This window comes from Pseudomonas quebecensis (assembly GCF_026410085.1).
In the GTDB taxonomy this organism is placed as follows: domain Bacteria; phylum Pseudomonadota; class Gammaproteobacteria; order Pseudomonadales; family Pseudomonadaceae; genus Aquipseudomonas; species Aquipseudomonas quebecensis.
The window spans coordinates 4,921,960-4,941,578 of sequence record NZ_CP112866.1; the positions used below are offsets into that span (position 1 = coordinate 4,921,960).

The 19,619-nt window shown below is 62.7% G+C and carries 15 protein-coding genes; 1 reads left to right on the forward strand and 14 read right to left on the reverse strand.

Annotation, left to right across the window (positions count from 1 at the left end; all coding sequences use genetic code 11):
* Positions 1 to 15 precede the first annotated feature (15 nt).
* From hutH (OSC50_RS22895) to hutC, 9 genes are all read right to left on the reverse strand, one after another.
* A complete protein-coding gene (hutH, locus tag OSC50_RS22895) occupies positions 16 to 1,548 on the reverse strand; it encodes a histidine ammonia-lyase (RefSeq protein ID WP_181080307.1) in 1,533 nt (510 codons plus the stop codon).
* Between the two features lie 25 nt (positions 1,549 to 1,573).
* Complete coding sequence (gene hutH / locus OSC50_RS22900; protein ID WP_181080306.1) at positions 1,574 to 3,097, reverse strand: histidine ammonia-lyase; 1,524 nt, start codon at positions 3,095 to 3,097, stop codon at positions 1,574 to 1,576.
* 142 nt (positions 3,098 to 3,239) lie between these two features.
* Positions 3,240 to 4,064: a quaternary amine ABC transporter ATP-binding protein gene (locus tag OSC50_RS22905; protein ID WP_181080305.1), complete on the reverse strand. Its 825-nt coding sequence runs from the start codon at positions 4,062 to 4,064 to the stop codon at positions 3,240 to 3,242.
* Positions 4,061 to 4,912 carry an ABC transporter permease gene (locus OSC50_RS22910; RefSeq protein ID WP_034095466.1) on the reverse strand — a complete coding sequence of 284 codons (852 nt, stop codon included), beginning with the start codon at positions 4,910 to 4,912 and terminating at the stop codon, positions 4,061 to 4,063. Before OSC50_RS22910 ends, OSC50_RS22905 begins: the two co-directional genes overlap by 4 nt.
* Positions 4,913 to 4,983: 71 nt before the next feature.
* On the reverse strand, positions 4,984 to 5,949 hold the full coding sequence (locus OSC50_RS22915) for an ABC transporter substrate-binding protein (protein WP_266245522.1): 966 nt from the start codon (positions 5,947 to 5,949) through the stop codon (positions 4,984 to 4,986).
* A 69-nt stretch (positions 5,950 to 6,018) separates the two neighbouring features.
* A complete protein-coding gene (locus OSC50_RS22920; RefSeq protein ID WP_266245519.1) occupies positions 6,019 to 7,467 on the reverse strand; it encodes a purine-cytosine permease family protein in 1,449 nt (482 codons plus the stop codon).
* A 79-nt stretch (positions 7,468 to 7,546) separates the two neighbouring features.
* A complete protein-coding gene (gene hutU / locus OSC50_RS22925; RefSeq protein WP_253510024.1) occupies positions 7,547 to 9,217 on the reverse strand; it encodes a urocanate hydratase in 1,671 nt (556 codons plus the stop codon).
* A 343-nt stretch (positions 9,218 to 9,560) separates the two neighbouring features.
* A complete protein-coding gene (locus OSC50_RS22930; protein WP_266245516.1) occupies positions 9,561 to 10,121 on the reverse strand; it encodes a HutD/Ves family protein in 561 nt (186 codons plus the stop codon).
* Positions 10,118 to 10,828, reverse strand: a complete 711-nt coding sequence (hutC, locus tag OSC50_RS22935) for a histidine utilization transcriptional repressor HutC (protein ID WP_370694752.1) — start codon at positions 10,826 to 10,828, stop codon at positions 10,118 to 10,120. Before hutC ends, OSC50_RS22930 begins: the two co-directional genes overlap by 4 nt.
* Before the next feature lie 147 nt (positions 10,829 to 10,975).
* Between hutC and OSC50_RS22940 the strand changes: the two genes are divergently transcribed.
* Positions 10,976 to 12,340, forward strand: a complete 1,365-nt coding sequence (locus OSC50_RS22940; RefSeq protein ID WP_266245513.1) for a formimidoylglutamate deiminase — start codon at positions 10,976 to 10,978, stop codon at positions 12,338 to 12,340.
* A gap of 68 nt (positions 12,341 to 12,408) precedes the next feature.
* Here OSC50_RS22940 and OSC50_RS22945 read toward each other — a convergent pair whose 3' ends face one another.
* From OSC50_RS22945 to OSC50_RS22965, 5 genes are all read right to left on the reverse strand, one after another.
* Positions 12,409 to 12,978: a lipocalin family protein gene (locus OSC50_RS22945; RefSeq protein ID WP_181080298.1), complete on the reverse strand. Its 570-nt coding sequence runs from the start codon at positions 12,976 to 12,978 to the stop codon at positions 12,409 to 12,411.
* A 30-nt stretch (positions 12,979 to 13,008) separates the two neighbouring features.
* Positions 13,009 to 13,263 (reverse strand): lipoprotein, encoded by a 255-nt coding sequence (locus OSC50_RS22950; protein ID WP_034095458.1) that lies wholly within the window; start codon positions 13,261 to 13,263, stop codon positions 13,009 to 13,011.
* Positions 13,264 to 13,439: 176 nt separating this feature from the next.
* Positions 13,440 to 14,450, reverse strand: coding sequence for a class 1 fructose-bisphosphatase (locus OSC50_RS22955; RefSeq protein ID WP_060754592.1), 1,011 nt, complete (start codon positions 14,448 to 14,450; stop codon positions 13,440 to 13,442).
* Positions 14,451 to 14,547: 97 nt separating this feature from the next.
* Complete coding sequence (locus OSC50_RS22960) at positions 14,548 to 15,900, reverse strand: DUF3999 domain-containing protein (RefSeq protein WP_266247448.1); 1,353 nt, start codon at positions 15,898 to 15,900, stop codon at positions 14,548 to 14,550.
* Positions 15,900 to 19,472, reverse strand: coding sequence for a DUF2339 domain-containing protein (locus OSC50_RS22965; RefSeq protein ID WP_266245507.1), 3,573 nt, complete (start codon positions 19,470 to 19,472; stop codon positions 15,900 to 15,902). Before OSC50_RS22965 ends, OSC50_RS22960 begins: the two co-directional genes overlap by 1 nt.
* Positions 19,473 to 19,619 lie beyond the last annotated feature (147 nt).

The following is a 19,619-nucleotide window of genomic DNA, read 5'->3' on the forward strand; positions in this document are numbered from 1 at the left end:
CCGACACTCCTTGGGTTACAGGCTCGGCAGCAACCGGGCCGGGACCAGCTCGTTCAGGCAGCGGCCGGCGAGCAGTTCACTGGCGGCGATGATGTCCGGGGCGAAAAAGCGGTCCTTGTCGTAAAACGCCACTTTGCTGCGCAGGATGCCACGGGCTTTTTCCAGTTTCGGCGAGGTTTTCAAGCCTTCGCGCAGGTCCAGGCCCTGGCACGCCGCCAGCCATTCCACGGCGAGGATGCCACGGGTGTTTTCGGCCATTTCCCACAGGCGCTTGCCGGCAGCCGGGGCCATTGAAACGTGGTCTTCCTGGTTGGCGGAGGTCGGCAGGCTGTCGACGCTGTGGGGATGGGCCAATGCCTTGTTCTCACTGGCCAGCGCGGCGGCGGTGACCTGGGCGATCATGAAGCCGGAGTTGACCCCGCCATTGCCCACCAGGAACGGCGGCAACTGGGACATGTGCTTGTCCATCATCAGCGAGATACGGCGCTCGCTGAGCGAACCGATTTCGGCGATGGCCAGTGCCATGTTGTCGGCGGCCATGGCCACCGGCTCGGCGTGGAAGTTACCGCCGGAAATCACGTCGCCTTCGGCGGCAAATACCAGGGGGTTATCGGAGACGGCGTTGGCCTCCACCGCCAGCACTTCGGCAGCCTGGCGGAACTGGGTCAGGCAGGCGCCCATGACTTGTGGCTGGCAACGCAGGGAATACGGATCCTGCACCTTGTCGCAGTTCTGGTGCGACTGCGAGACCTGGCTGCTTTCACCCAGCAGATCACGGTAGGCCGCCGCCGAATCGATCTGCCCGCGTTGACCGCGAGCCGCATGAATGCGTGCGTCGAAGGGCGAGCGCGAACCCAGCACCGCTTCCACGGTAAGACCGCCGCACGCCAGGGCGCCGGCGAACAGGTCTTCACCTTCGAACAGGCCGCGCAAGGCATACGCCGTGGACACCTGAGTACCGTTAAGCAGCGCCAGGCCTTCCTTCGCCGCCAGGGTCAGCGGCGCGAGGCCAGCGATCTTGAGCGCGTCTTTCGCTTCAAGCCATTCGCCTTTGTAGCGCGCCTTGCCTTCGCCGAGCAGCACGAGGGACATGTGGGCCAGGGGCGCCAAGTCACCGGAGGCGCCCACCGAACCTTTCAAAGGAATATGCGGGTACACCTCTGCGTTGATCAGCGCGATCAGCGCGTCAATCACCACGCGACGGATACCGGAGAAGCCACGGCTGAGGCTGTTGACCTTGAGCACCATGACCAGCCGCACCAACGCGTCGCTGATCGGCTCGCCAACACCGGCGGCGTGGGACAACACCAGGGAACGCTGGAGGTTTTCCAGATCGGCGCTGGCGATACGCGTGGAGGCCAGCAGGCCAAAACCGGTGTTGATGCCGTAGGCGGTGCGGTTTTCGGCGAGGATCTGCTCGACACACGCCACGCTGGCGTCGATCTGCGCCGATGCGCTGTCATCCAGGCTGAGGGTTACCGGCTGCTGATAGATGGCCCGCAGTTGGGCGAGGCTCAGTTGGCCCGGAATCAGGTTTAGCGCAGTCACAGTGATGCTCCTTTGGAATTATTGTTCAGTGCAAATGGGGAAGTGCTTGATGCAGCAAAGCGGTGTCCTTGAGCAACGCGGCGGCGGTCGCGATATCCGGCGCCAGCCAGCGGTCCTGCTCATAGGGCGGGATATGTTCACGCAGTAAACGCCAGGCACGCTCGGTGCCGACGCCGAAGCGCTGCGCCTTTAAAAATTCAAAGGCCTGGGCCGCCAGCAAGTACTCGATGGCGAGGATCTGGGTCACGTTGGCCAATACCTGGTGCAGCTTGAGCGCGGCATTGGTGCCCATGCTCAGGTGGTCTTCCTGCAGGCCCGAGGTAACGAAATTGTCGAGCACCGCCGGCTGCGCCAGTTGGCGATTCTGCCCGCACAACGACGCGGCGACGTACTGCACGATCATCATGCCGGAGTTGACCCCGGGGTTGCTCACCAGAAACGCCGGCAAGCCGCTGACATGGGGGTTGATCAAGCGGTCCAGGCGGCGCTCGGCCACCGAGCCGATTTCGGCCATGGCGATGGCGAGCATATCCGCCGCCAGCGCGACCGATTGCCCGTGGGGGTTGGCCTGGGACACCACCCGGTAGTTGTCCGGCGTGCCGAGCACCAGCGGGTTATCGGTGACGCTGTTGAGTTCGGTCTCGATCTGCCGCGTGGCGTGCGCCACCTGGTCACGCGTCGCACCGTGGATCTGCGGGATCGAGCGCAGGCTCAAAGCGTCCTGGGTACGAATGCCCTGGCTGGCGGCGATCACCTCGCTGCCGTCGAGCAACGCGCGCAGGTTGGCGCCCACCTGTTGCATGCCTGGGTGGGGCTTGAGGGCGATGATGGTTGCGTCGAACGCATCGAGCTGACCGCGCTGGGCCTCGAAGCTCATGGCGCCGATCACGTCGGCCCATTGCAGCAGATGATGGGCATCGGCCAGGGCCAGGCAGCTCAGGCCGGTCATGCACGGCGTGCCGTTGACCAGGCACAGCCCGTCCTTGGCGCCAAGCTCAACGGGCTGCAAGCCTTCGGCCTGCAAGGCTTGCTGCGCCGAGACGATGCCGCCGCGATAGCTCACATTGCCGACACCCAGCAACGCTACGCCGACGTGGGCCATATGGGTCAGGTAACCCACCGATCCCTGGGACGGCACCTGCGGGGTGATGCCATGGTTGAGCAGCGCCAGCAGCGCCCGCACCACCTGCGGGTGCAGGCCGGAATGGCCGTGGCTGTAGTTGACAAGGGCCGCGCAGATGATCGCGCGGGTCTGTTCATCGCTCAGCGCCGGGCCGACGCCACACGCGTGGCTGAGCAAGGTGTTGCGCGACAGCTGGCTGAGTTGTTCGCCTTGCAGCGACACATTGCACAGCGCCCCCAGCCCGGTGTTCACGCCGTAGGCGCGCTCACCGCTGCTGACGATGCGCTGCACGATGGCCTGGGCGTTATCGATCCGCGCCCAGGCCTGGGTCGACAGTTCGAGGACCGCGCCATGACGGGCCACGGCGACCACGTCCTGCCAGCGCAATGGCGTGTCGGCGATGGTGATTTTTGGTGCCTGGGACATTGTTGATCTCTTCATATTCTCTACAGCTTTGCCGGCCTCATCGGGGGCAAGCCCCCTCCCACGTTGGGACAGTGTGAACCCGATCAAATGTGGGAGGGAGCTTGCTCCCGATAGGGCCAGCAGCCTCACCACAGGACCTGGGTCAGACCACCGCCGCCCGCCGCTGGACAAACCGGTCTACATACTCATCCGCCGGCGAATGCAGAATCTCGCGCGGGGTGCCGACCTGGATCAGCTTGCCGTCCTTGAGGATCGCGATGCGGTTGCCGATGCGCACGGCTTCGTCGAGGTCGTGGGTGATGAACACGATGGTCTTGTGCAGGGTCTTCTGCAGTTCCAGCAACTGGTCCTGCATCTCGGCGCGGATCAGCGGATCGAGGGCGCTGAAGGCTTCGTCCATCAGGATGATGTCGGTGTCGGCCGCCAGGGCACGAGCCAGGCCCACCCGTTGGCGCATGCCGCCGGAGAGCTGATGCGGGTATTTGTTTTCGTAGCCCTTCAGGCCCACGGTGTCGATCCAGTGCAGGGCGCGCTCGGCGCACACCTGTTTGCTTTCACCGCGCACCTTGAGGCCGTAGGCGACGTTGTCGAGCACGCTTTTGTGGGGCAGCAGGCCGAAGCTCTGGAACACCATGCTGATCTTGTGGCGACGGAATTGACGCAGGGCTTCCATGTCCAGTTGCAGGATATCTTCGCCATCCACCAGGATCGCGCCGCTGGTGGGGTCGATCAGGCGGTTGAAATGGCGCACCAGGGTCGACTTGCCCGAGCCGGACAGGCCCATGATCACAAAAATTTCGCCGGTGCCGATGCTCAGGGACAGGTCGTTGACACCGACCACGCAGCCGGTCTCGGCCAGCACCTGGTCCTTGGTCTTGCCCTGGCCGATCAGCGAGAGCGCGTCCTTGGCACGATTGCCGAAAATCTTGAAGACGTTTTTCACTTCGATTTTGCTGACGGTAGTCATTTGCTCGCCTCATGCCGTGGACGACCATAGGCCTGGGTTATGCGGTCGATGACCACTGCAAGAATCACGATCGCCAGCCCGGCTTCAAGGCCACGGCCGACGTTCAGCGTCTGGATGCCGACCAGTACATCTTCACCCAGGCCTCGGGCGCCGATCATCGAGGCGATCACCACCATCGACAACGCCATCATGGTGGTCTGGTTGATACCGGCCATGATGCTCGGCAGCGCCAGCGGCAGTTGCACGCCGAACAGTTGCTGCCAGCGGTTGGCGCCAAAGGCGTTGATAGCTTCCATGACCTCGCCGTCGACCTGGCGAATGCCCAGGTCCGTCAGGCGAATCAGCGGCGGTGCGGCGTAGATCACCGTGGCGAAAATCGCCGGCACTTTGCCCAGGCCGAACAGCATCAGCACCGGGATCAGGTACACGAAGCTGGGCATGGTCTGCATGATGTCCAGCAGCGGCATCAATACCGAGCGCAGGCGATTGCTGCGGGCCGACAGAATGCCCAGCGGGATGCCGATCAACACCGAAATCACCGTGGCGACCAGCATCAGCGCCAGCGTCTGCATCAGTTTGTCCCACAGGCCGACGGCACCCACCAGGAACAACAGCCCGACGATCACCGCCGTGGTCAGGACTTTACGGGTGGCGTGCCAGGCAACGGCGCCGACGATGGCCAGCATCAGCCACCAGGGCGCGGCGCGCAGCAGGCCTTCCAGGTTGACGATGGCCCATAACAGGGTGTCGGAGATGTGCCTGAACACATCGCCATAGTTGGTGACCAGTGAATCCACCCAACCGTTGACCCAGTCGGCGATGGAAAAGGTAAAACTCTCAGGAAACATAGCGTGCTCTCGATCCAGTGGGGTGTGGCCAGGCGCCCGGCTGCCTCTCAGGGTAGCCGGGCACGCTCGACCTACAAGGCCGCGTCGATTTTCTTGGCAGCCTCGTCGCTCACCCAGGCGTGCCAGACTTCAGGGTGTTCCTTGAGGAAGATTTTCGCCAGCTTCGGCGACTCGATGCGCTCCTTGGCCATGCGACCCAGGTTCTGGTTGAGCAGGTCGATCGGCAGGTTGACCTTTTCCAGCACGGCCACCAGTTCCGGCGCTTGCTCGTGGAAGGTCTTGGACAGGCCGACCTTGATGCTCACACTCTTATCCACACCGGGTTTTTCTTCAAGCTTGACCAGGTCGACCTGGCCCATCAGCGGCGTCGGCGACCAGTAGTAGAACAGGATCGGCTCGCCGCGCTTGTAGCTCGACAATACTGCGGCATCCAGCGCCGGGCCGGTGCCTGGGCGGAAGTTGGTGTAGGAACTTTCCAGACCGTAGCTTTTAAGCATTTCGCTGTTGTCCAGCTCGCAGGTCCAGCCCGCCGGGCAGTTGTAGAAACGGCCTTTGGACGGCTCTTCCGGGTCCTTGAACACGGCGGCGTACTGGCCCAGGTCAGCGATGTTTTTCAGGCCCGGCGCTTTGGCTTCCAGCTTGCGCTTGGCGTCGCCTTCGATCACATAGCGTGGCACGTACCAACCTTCGATCGCCCCTACCACTGGAGCGCCGACGCCGACCACTTTGCCGGCCTTCTCGGCCTTGTTCCAGACTTCGCTGCGGCCGACCCACTCTTCGGCAAACACTTGGATGTCGTTGCTGCTCAGGGCGTTTTCCATGGTGATGGAATTGCCCGGCAGGCTGTCGGTTTTGCAGTCGTAGCCTTTTTCCAGCACGGTTTGCAGGATGTCGGTGAGCAACATGCCGCTTTCCCAGTTCAGGCCGGCGAATTTCACCGGTTTGCCGGACTCGCACCAACCGGCCGCCTGGGCGCCGGCATTGGCCAGCAAGCCCGCAGAGAATACGGTGGCCAACAGGGTCTTATGCATTTTCATTGTTGTGACGCTCCCAATCATGAAATGGATTACGGCAGTCAGTAGGCATCCTGCCCTGTCCACGTCCCCTCAGGCTTGTGCAACCAGCCCGTTTGTCATCGGTGCAGCGCCCTGCTCTGGCGGCAGGATCAGGTGTTCGGGGTGTGCGGCAGGCCACTTTTTCGCAGCCCAGTAGTAAAGCGCGGCGGGAAGCAGCAGGCCGATGATCCAGGAAATATCCACATCGCCCAGGGCGGCCACCAGGGGGCCGGTGTAGAACTTGGTGGAGATGAACGGCAACTGCGCCAGTACACCGACGACATAAACGCTGATACCGAGCAGGTTCCAACGTCCATAGCGACCATTCGGATCGGTCAGCGCCGGCACGTCATAGCGATCGCGCGTGATGCAGTAGTAGTCGACCAGATTGATCGCACTCCAGGGGGTAAAAAACGCCAGCAGGAACAGGATGAACGACTTGAACGCGCCGAGGAACGAGTGCTGCCCGAGCAAGGCGATCAGGGTCGCCGTACCGACAATGCCCAGCACGAACACCAGACGCTGCATGCGCGTGACCTCCAGGCGACCGCGAAAGCCGCTGACGATGGTCGCAATGCACATGAAGCTGCCGTAGGAGTTCAGCGTGGAGATGGTGACCTTGCCGAACGCGATGCTGAAATACAGCAGCGCCGCGGTGGCACCCGTGCCGCCCAGCCCCACAATGTAGGCCACTTCGTGACCGGCAAATTGCCCGTTGGACATGGCCGCGGCAAACACGCCGAGGACCATCGCCACTTGCGCGCCAACCACCGAACCTGCGCCTGCGGCGAGAAAGGTTTTCACCGAGGACGTCCCGCTCGGCAGGTAGCGTGAATAGTCCGCCACGTAAGGCCCGAAAGCGATCTGCCAGGATGCCGCGAGCGACACCGCCAGCAGGAAGCTGCTCCAGCTGAAATGACGGATCTGCAGGAGCGCGCCGACGTCGGCCTGGCTGATCAGGCGGCTGAACAGGTAGACAAAGGCAATCACGCCGATAACGCTGGCCACGCGGCCGATGAAGTGGATCACCCGATAACCGAGCACCGTGACCAACACGATGACACTGGCGAAGATCAGAATTCCGACGCTGTCGGTGACGCCGAACAACTGGCCCAGCGCCTGGCCGGACAACACCGTGCCGGTGGCGGTGAAGCCCAGGTACATCAGGCACACCAGCACAATCGGAATGGCCGCGCCGTAGACCCCGAACTGCACCCGGCTGGAGATCATCTGCGGCAGCCCCAGCTTGGGGCCTTGCGCCGCGTGCAATGCCATCACGCCGCCGCCCAGCAGTTGGCCGATCAACAGACCGATCAACGACCAGAACACATCGCCGCCGAGCACCACGGCCAAGGCTCCGGTAACGATGGCGGTGATCTGCAGGTTGGCGCCCATCCACAGGGTGAACTGGCTCAAGAGACGACCGTGTCTTTCCGCTTCCGGGATGTAATCGATCGAACGCCTTTCGATCAATGGGGTGCTTGCACGTGTGTCAGCCATTTATTTTCAACCTCTGATGGATTGTCTTGGGTTCGCCGCCGGTCAACGGTGGGAGAGGACTTGGCCCCCCCACATGGGGTTACTTGATCATCGGGAGATTGAGGCCCTGCTCTTTGGCGCAATCGATGGCGATCTGGTAACCGGCGTCTGCGTGACGCATCACCCCGGTGGCCGGGTCGTTGTGCAGCACGCGGGCAATTCGCTCGGCCGCTTCGTCGGTGCCGTCGCACACAATGACCATGCCCGAGTGCTGGGAGAAGCCCATCCCCACGCCACCGCCGTGATGCAGCGAAACCCAGGTAGCGCCGCTGGCGGTGTTGAGTAGGGCGTTGAGCAGTGGCCAATCGGACACGGCGTCGGAGCCATCCTGCATGGATTCGGTTTCGCGGTTCGGGCTGGCCACCGAGCCGGAGTCCAGATGGTCGCGGCCGATCACCACCGGTGCCGACAACTCGCCGCTGCGCACCATTTCATTGAACGCCAGGCCGAGCTTGGCGCGCTGGCCCAGGCCGACCCAGCAGATACGCGCCGGCAGGCCCTGAAAGCTGATGCGCTCGCGCGCCATGTCCAGCCAGTTGTGCAGGTGTGCATCGTCGGGGATCAGCTCTTTGACTTTGGCGTCCGTCTTGTAGATGTCCTGTGGGTCGCCCGACAGCGCCGCCCAGCGGAACGGGCCGATGCCACGGCAGAACAGCGGACGGATGTAGGCCGGTACGAAACCTGGGAAGTCGAATGCGTTTTCGACGCCTTCCTCCTGGGCCATCTGGCGGATGTTGTTGCCGTAGTCGAAGGTCGGGATGCCTTGTTTCTGGAACTCCAGCATGGCCTTGACGTGCACGGCCATCGACTGCTTGGCGGCCTTGATCACGGCGGCCGGTTCGGTCTTGGCGCGGGCGCGGTATTCGTCCCAGGTCCAGCCGGCCGGCAGGTAGCCGTTAAGGGGGTCGTGAGCGCTGGTCTGGTCGGTGACCATGTCCGGGCGCACGCCGCGCTTGACCAGTTCCGGCAGGATTTCCGCCGCGTTACCCAGCAGCGCGATGGAGATGGCCTTGCCTTCCTGGGTGTATTTGGCGATGCGGGCCAGGGCGTCATCGAGGTCGCTGGCCTGCTCGTCGACGTAGCGGCTATTCAGGCGGAAATCGATGCTGACCTGTTGGCATTCGATGTTCAACGAGCACGCACCGGCCAGGGTCGCGGCCAGCGGCTGCGCGCCGCCCATACCGCCGAGGCCGGCGGTAAGCACCCAGCGGCCTTTGAGATTGCTGTCGTAATGCTGGCGGCCAGCCTCGACGAAGGTTTCGTAGGTGCCCTGGACGATGCCCTGGCTACCGATGTAGATCCAACTGCCGGCAGTCATCTGGCCGTACATGGCCAGGCCCTTGGCATCCAGCTCATTGAAGTGCTCCCAACTGGCCCAGTGCGGCACCAGGTTGGAGTTGGCGATCAATACGCGCGGAGCGTTGCTATGGGTTTTAAACACACCGACCGGTTTGCCCGATTGCACCAGCAGGGTCTCGTCGTCGTTCAGTTGGGTGAGGCTCTCGACGATCTGGTCGTAGCACTCCCAGTTGCGCGCGGCACGGCCGATACCGCCGTAGACCACCAGTTCTTTCGGGTTCTCGGCCACTTGCGGGTCGAGGTTGTTCATCAGCATGCGCAGAGGCGCTTCGGTCAGCCAGCTCTTGGCAGTGAGCTTGTTACCGCGGGCGGCGCGGATTTCAACGTCACGGTATTTTGTAGGCTTGGTCACAACTCAGACTCCTCGGCGATCGATGCGCGAACAGGGATGGTGCGAAGCAGGGTCTTACACACACATCTTTACTTGTACATACAAGCATATGCAATCAAGCGGCCAACTTTCTGTGCAGGGGGTTTGATTTTTTTTGCAAAGACCGCACGAGCCTTGGAAATTGAGGCTTCGAGGGATGATGAAATTTCTTACGAAGGGGTTTTATAGCGAGGAAGGTTTGTCACGACAGCGCGGTTTTGCGCCACGCTGGGGCGTTCGGTAACAAATTGGTGCGAGACCTGGAAACACATCGTAAGAACAGTGAGAAACAAATGTGGGAGGGGGCAAGCCCCCTCCCACTTTTTTAACCGCGCGCAGTGAGTTCGATGATGCAACTGCGACCGGCGATAGCGATATCCAGCAAGCCGTTGTTACCGTCTACCTGCAGGCAATCATGCTGACCCAATATGTGGTCCATCACCTTCACTTCATCCGCAACACTGAACACCAGCACGGTTTGCGCAGTGCTGAAGAACCGCTGCACACCATCCACCCATTGCAACCGCGCGTGGTAACGCTGAGGGGAATAGATCAGGTTGAAATCGCGGATCGGCCCGGTGATCAAGCGACATGACACCTGGCTGTCGCCTTTGAAGGCAAACGGTTGCAGCGGTAACAACCCGCGCTGCTCCTCGCCATCCACCGTCAACACCATGCCTGCGCCTTTGATCACAGTGATCACGCGCTGGTAGCCGGCAAAGGTGGAAAACCCGCCCGATTCGGCGATGTCGGCAATCGACAGGCGCCAGCCGAAGCCTTCCAGGCCCTCGCCGGCATCGCGGGTGATTTCTTCGGTGCTGCCGCCGCCGTTCTTCCACTGCATGCGCACGTATTCAGTGGCGCGCCAGACTTTTACTGCACTCATTTACTGAAACGTCCTTCCAGACTGTGACGGGAACCGGGGTGGATCAAACGCGCGGCGGTCACCGGCTGACGGCCGGACCAGGTGCGACGACGGATCAACAGGCACGGCTCGCCGGGTTCTATCTGCAACAACTGGCATTCGGCGGCGTCCGCGAGGATCGCTTCCACCACGTGCTCGCCTTCGGTCAGCGGCGCCACTTGATTGAGATACGCGTAGGGGGTTTGCAGGGTGAAGTCCTGCTGCAGGTATTCCGGCGCGACCAGGGCGTTGACGAAACGGTCTTCGATTTGCACGGGAATATCGTTTTCGTAATGCACGATCAACGAGTGGAATACCCGCCCGCCTTCGCGCATCTCCAGGGCGACGGCGCGTTCGGAGCCCGCCGCTTCCTCGCCCAGGGTGATGACCTGGCAGGTATGCCGGTGGCCACGGGAGGCGATTTCATCGGCGATATTGTGCACTTCGAAAAGCGCCGACTGGCTTTTCGGCTCGGCGACGAAAGTGCCGACGCCCTGCATGCGCACCAGCAAACCTTCAGCGGTGAGCTCGCGCAGGGCGCGGTTGATGGTCATGCGACTGAAGCCTAATTGGCTGACCAGCTCGCTCTCCGACGGTACGCGGTAATGAGGCGGCCAGTTACCGTTGAGAATCTGCTGGCTGATCATGTGCTTGACGCGGGCGTACAAGGGCGCCGGACTTTCGTCCATGTGGGCAGCCAGCGAAGAGTTGGCGGGCGGAGTCGGCACGGGGGATCCTTGCAGTAGGAAAAGATGCATAGATTGCCGGAGTTTACCGAGCAGGCAAACGTCTGTATATGTATATACAAATAAACACACGACCGGGGTGCTCTAATCATGTCCGCTTTCTTCGCCGAACGCGCGCTGCTGCCTAGTGGATGGGCCAACGATGTACGCTTTGAAGTCAGCGCCGATGGCCTGCTGGCCCACGTTGAAGCCCACGCGAGCGCAGATGGCGCCGAACGGCTCAGAGGCCCGGTGCTGGCGGGCATGCCGAACCTGCACTCCCACGCATTCCAACGCGCCATGGCGGGCCTGGCCGAAGTGGCCGGCAACCCGAATGACAGTTTCTGGACCTGGCGCGACCTGATGTACCGCATGGTGGGCAAGATCAACCCGGACCAACTGCAGGTGATCGCGCGTCAGCTGTATATCGAGATGCTCAAGGCGGGCTACACCTCGGTGGCCGAATTTCACTACGTGCACCACGACATCAATGGTCAGCCTTATGCCGACCCTGCGGAACTGTCGCGACAGATCAGCCAGGCGGCGAGTGCCAGCGGCATCGGCCTGACCCTGCTGCCGGTGCTCTACAGCCACTCCGGGTTTGGTGGCCAGGCGCCAAATGACGGCCAGCGGCGCTTTATCAACAGCACGGAAAGCTACCTGGATCTGCGAGCACGCCTGCAACCGATCCTGGCAGCACAACCGGCACAGCATCTGGGCGTGTGCTTCCACTCCTTGCGCGCTGTGACGCCCCAACAGATCAATGACGTCCTGGCAGCCAGCGACAAGGCGTGCCCGGTGCATATCCATATCGCCGAGCAACAAAAAGAAGTCGACGACTGCCTGGCCTGGAGCGGCAAGCGTCCGCTGCAATGGCTGTATGACAACGTCGAAGTCGACGAGCGCTGGTGCCTGGTGCACGCCACGCATGCCGACGCGGCAGAGGTCGCGCGCATGGCCAGAAGCCGGGCGATTGCCGGTCTGTGCCTGACCACTGAAGCCAATTTGGGCGATGGGATTTTCCCGGCGGTGGATTTTCTTGCTCAAGGGGGGCGCCTGGGCATCGGCTCCGACAGCCATGTGTCCCTGAGCGTGGTCGAAGAACTGCGCTGGCTGGAATACGGCCAACGCTTGCGCGATCAGCGCCGCAATCGCTTGTATCGCAGCGATCAACCGATGGTCGGGCGCACTTTATTCGATGCCGCACTGGACGGCGGCGCCCAGGCGCTGGGGCAGCCGATAGGCCGATTGGAAGTGGGCAAACGCGCGGACTGGATCGTGCTGGACGGTAACGACCCGTACCTGGCCACCGCCACGCAGGACGGCATTCTCAATCGCTGGTTATTTGCCGGCGGTGATCGGCAGGTGCGCGATGTGCTGGTCAACGGCCAGTGGGTCGTGCGCGATGGGCAGCATGCTGGAGAGGAAGACAGTCGCCGGGCATTCACACAAGTGCTGAAGGATTTGTTGGGCTGACAGACGACCCATCACTAATGTGGGAGGGGCTTGCCACCTCCCGCATGTAGCCATGTGGTGATCCAGGGTTACTGCGAACTCTTGGCCATCTGCTTGTCCGGAGTACGCCAGATCAACCGGGTGGTGTCATACCCCTGCTGACGCGCCCTGCTGAGCAGGTCTTCGCGGGTGTCGGCATTCACGGTCGGCGTGCGCGACAGAATCCACATATAGCGACGGCTCGGGCTGCCGACGATGGCGGTCTTGTAGTCATCGCTGACATACAACACCCAGTAATCGCCCTTGGCGACGCCCGGCAACAGTGCAGTGAACCAGTTATTGAATTCGACCCAGAGCTTGTCGGTCTTGCCCGGCACCTGCGGTGTGGCCGTGCCCCTGGCTTCTTCCCACTTCCACTGGTTCGTCAGGCAGCGGTTGAACACCGACATATCGCCGTCGGGCATCAGTGTGTAGCGGGCTTCGGATTGCGCGCAGTTGCGCTGGAAGTACATCGGCAAGCGAGCCAGCTCATACCAGGTGCCCTGGTAGCGATGCAGGTTGACGTTGCTCGCGGTCTTGGGTTGCAGATCATCGCCAGAATGACTGGCGCAGCCCGCCAAAAACAGGCTGGCACAAAGAAACAAAACAAAACGCATCATTCTTCTTCTCCCGTAGGCTCTCGCCCCGGTTTACTTCAGGCCTTGCCCGGAAAACATCAGAACCTTGTCACCGGCATATTGAACGCTGATAAAGCTGTTTTTATCACCCCAGGTGCAGCTGGACATGCCCAGTGCGCCGGAACAGTCCGTCGGCTTACCCAGCAGCGACTCCACCTCGGCCTTGGGCATCCCGGCCGACAACTTTGCGTAGTTCTCTTGGTTGACCTTGCTGCAAGCGGCCAACACAACACAAAAAGTCAGCAGGGCGAGACGACGTAACGACATGGGAAAACTCCTGGAGGGGCGAAGCAGCTTGGGTATCTGCCAGAAGCTTAGAAGGGAAAAGAGGTGTCTGGTTCCCGACGGGCGAAAACAAAAAAGCCCCGAAAACGCTGAAACGTTTCGGGGCTTCCTTAACGGTGAACCGGCTCACAACCACACCGATTACCGGTCGCGGCAGCTTACTGCTTGTGATAGGCCGTGACGCGCTCAACCTCTTCCTTCGAACCCAGGAACACCGCCACGCGCTGGTGCAGGCCTTCAGGCTGGATGTCGAGAATGCGCTGGTGGCCGTCGGTGGACGCACCGCCCGCCTGCTCGACCAGGAACGACATCGGGTTGGCTTCGTACATCAGGCGCAGCTTGCCCGGCTTGGACGGCTCGCGGCTGTCGCGTGGGTACATGAACAGGCCGCCACGGGTGAGGATACGGTGCACGTCGGCCACCATCGCCGCCACCCAGCGCATGTTGAAGTTCTTCTTCAACGGGCCTTCTTCGCCTTCCATCAACTCATTGACGTAGCGCTGTACCGGCGCTTCCCAGTGACGCTGGTTGGACATGTTGATCGCAAATTCCTGGGTGGAAGCAGGAATCGAGATGTCTTCGTGGGTCAACACGAAGCTGCCCATCTCGCGGTCCAGGGTGAAGCCCTTGACGCCGTCGCCCAGGGTCAGTACCAGCATGGTCTGTGGACCATAGATCGCGTAACCGGCGGCGACCTGCTCGGTGCCTGGCTGCAGGAAGGCCTTTTCGTTCAGGGCTTCGTTCTGGCTCAGGTATTCGTTCGGGCAACGCAGTACCGAGAAGATCGTGCCCACCGGTGCGTTGATGTCGATGTTGGAAGAACCGTCCAGTGGGTCGAATACCAGCAGGTAGGCGCCTTTAGGGTATTTGCCCGGGATCTGGTAGGCATTGTCCATTTCTTCGGACGCCATGCCGGCCAGGTGACCGCCCCATTCGTTGGCTTCAAGCAGGATCTCGTTGGACAGCACGTCGAGCTTCTTCTGCACTTCGCCCTGCACGTTTTCAGTGCCCATGCTGCCCAGGACACCGCCCAGTGCACCTTTGGACACGGCGTGGCTGATTTCCTTGCAGGCACGCGCCACCACTTCGATAAGGAAGCGCAGATCGGCAGGCGTGTTGTTGCTGCGGGTCTGCTCGATCAAATAGCGACTCAAGGTAACGCGGGACATGGAAGGCTCCGATGAATGGGGGGGCTTGAAAACCCGCGCAGTTTAGCGCGAGTCGGGGCTGATTTCCTCTCATCAGAGGATTTAACCCCAATAGAGTTCACGGCTGGCCCTGCGGTTTGCGCAACAAACTGTAGGCCATGGCTCCCAGCACGGCCACGCCCAGCAGCAGCACGGCCCATAGACCCAGCTTCTTCCAGTCGCGACCCACCTCGGGGGCTACGACAACGACAGCCGGTTTGACCACTGCCTCGCCCGCTACCCTGGCCTGCCCCAGGGCGTTCAGACGCTCGGCACTGTAGTCAGGGATCAGCGTGGACAGCGGCAGGCTTGCGGCCTTCACCGTGATATTGCCCAGCGCCAGCGTGAACGGCGGTTCGCCCCGCGCCAGGAACACCACCTGCGTGGCGCGCACCGCATAACGCAACGCCGGCGCCTGGGCACCCAGGCCACCGCCGCGCTCGTCCACCTGCAAGCGGATCTGGTTGAGCACCTGGCCCGGCAACGGCAACTCATCCTGCACCACGTCGTGGCCGTTCTGAGTCAGGCGATAAAGCAGGCCCGAGCTCAACGGCTGCCAACTCTGCTGGCTGTCGCGCCGCCCGGACACATTGACCGGCGCCAGGGTGTTGGGCTGCGATAATTCGATGCGCATGCGCTCGGCACTCAGGCCCGCGGGCAGTTGCCAGCTGTATTCACCGGCCCCCAATCGCTCGCCCGCCAGCGGCGGCGACCACACCAGCGGCTGCGGCAGGCTGCTGCGAGTAGCGCTTACCAGCTTGGCCGATGTCAGCACTGGCGCTGCCTGGCCCTGCCACAGCAGGCGCAGGTAACGCGCGGACTGACCGGGCAGGCTGACATCATGCTGTTCAACCCGTTGGTCGGCGAACGACAATCGCGCCACTTGCCCATCGCCCCAGGATTCCCAGTGCTGCAGGTCATCGCTGGCTTCGATAGTGAAACGCTGGAAGCCTTCCTGTTCAAGGCTCCAGTCGAGGCTCAACTGCTGCAACGGCGCCTTGATCGCACTGGCATCCAGCACCCAACCGCGCAGCACCTGCCCGCCGGGCTTGGCGGCAGTGGACGGCTTGATCTCTACCAGAGTGCCTTCGGTGGTGGTTTTCATCACCACGCCGGGTAACGTTTCGCGGGTGTCGGCGGCGTACAGCGGGAACCACTTCACGTCGGTCAGCACACGGCTTTCCGAGCTTGACGATGCCTGGCGCGACAACGCATACGCCTGCGGCTCGCCGGCGGCATTGAACACCCGCAGGTCGCTCAGATCGGCCTGGCGCGCATTCAGTTGTACGGCCAAGGGCAGTTCCAGGCGATACCAGGGGCCGTTGCCGCTGACGCTCAGCGGCACCTGCGTGGTGAAATCAGCCGGACCTTCCTGGGCCCCCACAGACAGCGCCACACACATGCCCGCCACGGCCACGCTCAACTTACCGATCAAGAGGTTGCTCCTTCAGTTTCCAATACGGGTTCGGCACGCTTGGGCGGCAGCGGTGCGAAATAGCCCACCACCAGCAACAACGCGCCCACGCCGATGAACGATACGATCCGCGCCAGGCCACCACGGTTGCTCAGCTCGACAAAGAACAGCTTGGCGACCACCACTGCGATCAGCGCCGCACCGATCAGCCATACATCGCGACGATGACGCAAATGGCCGCCGATCATCAGGCCGAGGGCGATCAGCGTCCACACGATCGACAGGCTGGCCTGCACCAGCATCGACGCCAGCAGCGCATCCAGCTGGAATGGCACGCCGCCCCAATGGTGCGCGGTGCGCATCACCAGCGCGGTGAAGAACGCAAACAGCGAAACACCCGCCACACCTTGTGCGATCAGCTGCGCCCGTGGTCCACGTTGCGGCGCCACACTGCGCGACAACAGGTACACACCCAGCAAGGCGAACAGCAGGCCCAGGTCCAGCGGGTTGAGCAGCGGCACATACGGCAGCGGCTTGGCCGTGCCGTCACTGAAGGTGTTGGCCAGCCAGAACCAGCCGAGCATCAACACCGCCAGGGGCAGCGCGGCGAGCACACGGTACTCACGCGGATACACCGCCACCGGCCACGGCCATTGGCGCGGCGCGGCGGCCAGCACCAGGTACAGACTCGGCAGAATCGCCCAGCCCAGCCAACGCCAGGCGTTGTATTCGCTGGACAGGCTCAACAGGCCGTAACGCAGCTCCAGGGCCAGCACACCGATCAGCATCCAGCAGCCCAACACGTGGGCAATACTCAGCACTTTGCCAGGCACCACCGCCGCCAACCGTCGCAGCGAGACGAAATGCACGGCAAACACTGCCAACCAGGCCAGCCAGCCGTAGTGCGCCGCCGGGTGGTAATAGGTATGGGCGGACACCAGCAACACCATGCCCGCCGCCGGCATCAGCAGGGTGCAAAGCATGCCCAGGGAGGCCCAGCGCAAGCGCGTCGCGCAGACACTCCAGATCGCCACACTGAGCGCCGCAGTCCCCAGCAAGACGGAGCCTTGCAGCTCGTCGGGAATAAACCGCAGCACTTCGCCGCTCACCGCCAGGGTCCACCAGGCCGCGCCCCACACAAGCAGCAGGTCGGACAGACGCTGCAGCTTCAGCGCGGTAAACAGCGGCGCATGAGGCTGACGTTGCAGGCGCCAGGCGCCGACCAGCGCGGCCAGGCCCAGCACCATCGGTGTCCAGAAGCCGCTGTGCGCCAGGGGCCGCAGAGCCTCGCCGGACAACGGCCCGAGCAGCGCCGACACCGACAGCAGGAACGAACCGCCGCCGATCAGTTGCAGCAACAACCCAAACACAAAGCTCACGCGCTGTTGCAGGTACAGGCTCAGCCAGATAATCAACAAACCACTGAGTGCCCATACGCCACTGGCGCTGGCCCATGGCAGCACGAACAGCACCGCGAGGTTGATCAGCACCAGGCCGGCGAGCAATACCACCGATAACCCACGCAACAGCCGCACATCGCCGCGCACCCGGTCGTCACGCGCCGCCAGCAACATGCCGCCGATCAAGGCCAGGCCGATGAGTGACGCGGTCAACAAACCACTCCAGCCGGCGTCGAACACCGCTTCGCCTTCACCGCCCTTCAGGCGCAGCAGGAACAGCGCTCCGCCCAACAGTTGCACGGCGAACGCGGTAAACAGGAACGTCCTGGAGCCGATGCGCAGGCCGATCAACAGTGTCGCCAGGCCGGCGACGGCCCAGCTGATCGCGGTACCTTGGGTCAGCAGCAGCAACGGTGCCAGCAGGTACAGGCAGCTCAAGCCAAGGCTGGCCAGTACCGGCAGGCCTTTACGCTCCCACTCTGCGGCCTGCTCGGTCGAAGCTTTGCGTAATTGATCGAAGCTGAACAGCAACGCCGCGCCCAGCAGCAGCGCGCCCAATGGCGCGCCTTCGAGTAGGGTGTGCTCGCCCCGATGCAGTTCGCTGAGGAACGCCAACGCAGAGCCCAGTTGCAGCAACAGGCCGAATGCCCGGGCCAATGGCCGCTGCTGACGCAAGCCGAGCCAGAAGATGCCGGCACCTTCCACCGCCCAGGCGGCAGCGGTCCAGCGTGCGTCCAGCCCCAGTGGAATAGCCAGGCTGGCGAATATGACGCCCAGAGCCAGGCAGGTTTCCGCCAGCAGCAACGCGCGCCCGCCGCTGAGTATTCGGGCCAGGCCCATATAGATGATGCCCAGGCCCAACGCGCTGAACGCCGCCGCGAATTCCAGGTGCTGCACCAGCGCGAACTGCAGGCCAAAGCCCACCAGCGGCGGGCCGAACAGCATGCTGCCGTCGACGTAATCGCCCTTGGCCGCCGACCAGCGCAACAGTGCGCCACGGCTGTCGTCTTCCGGCGCGTCGCGCATCTCTAACAATTTGCGGCGCGCAAACAACAGGCCGATGGCCAGGTACATCAGGAAGAACAACACCAGGAACGGCTCGGTGCTCCACAGCAGTTCCGGGGTGTAGGAACGCAGGCCCCAGGCAAAGCCGATACCGAAGGTGCCGACGAAACCGATCAGGTTGAGCAAGCGCCAGGCCTTGAACCAGGCGATGGCGAGGATGCCGGTATTGAGCAAGGCGAAGTAACTGAACAACGCCACATGATTACCTGAACCGGTAGACGTCAGGATCGGCGCGGCAAACCCGCCAAGCGCCGCCGCGCAGGCCAGCCCCAGCGCGTCCTGGGTAATCGCCAGGATGGCCGAAAACACCGTCACCGCCACCAAAAGCCCGAGCGCCGCGCTCGGATCGATCAGCGGGTGCAGACGCATCGCGGCGAACACCGTGAGGTACAACACCGCAATCCCGGTGCCTTGCAGCATCAACCCATAGTGACTGTTGCGCAGTCGCAACCACCAGCCCAGGCCCAGCAGGCCGACGGCCGCCGCCGCCACCCCGGCGTAACGCACCTCGATCGGCACCACCATGCCTTCGGTGGCATAGCGCAGCAGGAACGCCAGGCCAAGAAATAACAGCACCACACCGACGCGCAGCACGGTGTTGCCGCCAAACAGCCAGTTACGCGCGCCGCCGAGGGCACGCTCAATCAGGTTGGGGCCACGGGGTACGGCAGGTTCTTTAGCACGCGGTGCAGGTGCAGGTACTGGAGCCGATGCCCACACATCGTCGGGCAATGGTTGGCTGGCTTGTTTGGCGACGGCCACGGGTGCGAGGTCAGGCGGCAATTCCCAGACGAGTTCGGGCGCCTTGGTTTGCGGTGTGGGTGGGGTTTTGGCGGATTCGGCGACAGGCGCCTCGACAAACACCGCGCGTGCAGCCGGCGCAGGCGTGGGATCGGGTTGTCGTGCGGGTTTCTCCAATTGCGCCAGACGCTGCTCGACAGCGCTCAGGGCTTTTTGCGCGATCTCCAGCTGGCGCCCCTGTTGGTCCGCCTTGGACGACAGCATCGACAGGCGAATGGCCTGGCCAATGCCCAGCCCCAGCAGCGCAGCCATGCCTGCATCATAGAACGACTCATCGAGCGTCCAGCCGAGCACGAGGCCAACCAGCATGAAAATCCATTGCATCGACGATATTCCCTAAGCGAACCGGCGCTCAGTATATCGACGCGCAACCAATGTGGGAGGGGACTTGCTCCCGATAGCGGTGTACCAGTCCACATATCTGCAAACTGACACCCTGCCATCGGAGGCAAGCCCCCTCCCGTACTTTCG

Bases quoted from the DNA above. Each gene is read 5' to 3' on its own strand.
- OSC50_RS22920 (WP_266245519.1), bottom strand. From the start codon at position 7,467: ATGGCTGACACACGTGCAAGCACCCCATTGATCGAAAGGCGTTCGATC.
- OSC50_RS22905 (WP_181080305.1), bottom strand. From the start codon at position 4,064: ATGACTACCGTCAGCAAAATCGAAGTGAAAAACGTCTTCAAGATTTTC.
- OSC50_RS22930 (WP_266245516.1), bottom strand. From the start codon at position 10,121: ATGAGTGCAGTAAAAGTCTGGCGCGCCACTGAATACGTGCGCATGCAG.
- OSC50_RS22940 (WP_266245513.1), top strand. From the start codon at position 10,976: ATGTCCGCTTTCTTCGCCGAACGCGCGCTGCTGCCTAGTGGATGGGCC.
- OSC50_RS22945 (WP_181080298.1), bottom strand. From the start codon at position 12,978: ATGATGCGTTTTGTTTTGTTTCTTTGTGCCAGCCTGTTTTTGGCGGGC.
- OSC50_RS22915 (WP_266245522.1), bottom strand. From the start codon at position 5,949: ATGAAAATGCATAAGACCCTGTTGGCCACCGTATTCTCTGCGGGCTTG.
- OSC50_RS22950 (WP_034095458.1), bottom strand. From the start codon at position 13,263: ATGTCGTTACGTCGTCTCGCCCTGCTGACTTTTTGTGTTGTGTTGGCC.
- hutC (WP_370694752.1), bottom strand. From the start codon at position 10,828: ATGGACGAAAGTCCGGCGCCCTTGTACGCCCGCGTCAAGCACATGATC.
- OSC50_RS22910 (WP_034095466.1), bottom strand. From the start codon at position 4,912: ATGTTTCCTGAGAGTTTTACCTTTTCCATCGCCGACTGGGTCAACGGT.
- OSC50_RS22965 (WP_266245507.1), bottom strand. From the start codon at position 19,472: ATGCAATGGATTTTCATGCTGGTTGGCCTCGTGCTCGGCTGGACGCTC.
- OSC50_RS22955 (WP_060754592.1), bottom strand. From the start codon at position 14,450: ATGTCCCGCGTTACCTTGAGTCGCTATTTGATCGAGCAGACCCGCAGC.
- hutH (WP_181080306.1), bottom strand. From the start codon at position 3,097: ATGTCCCAGGCACCAAAAATCACCATCGCCGACACGCCATTGCGCTGG.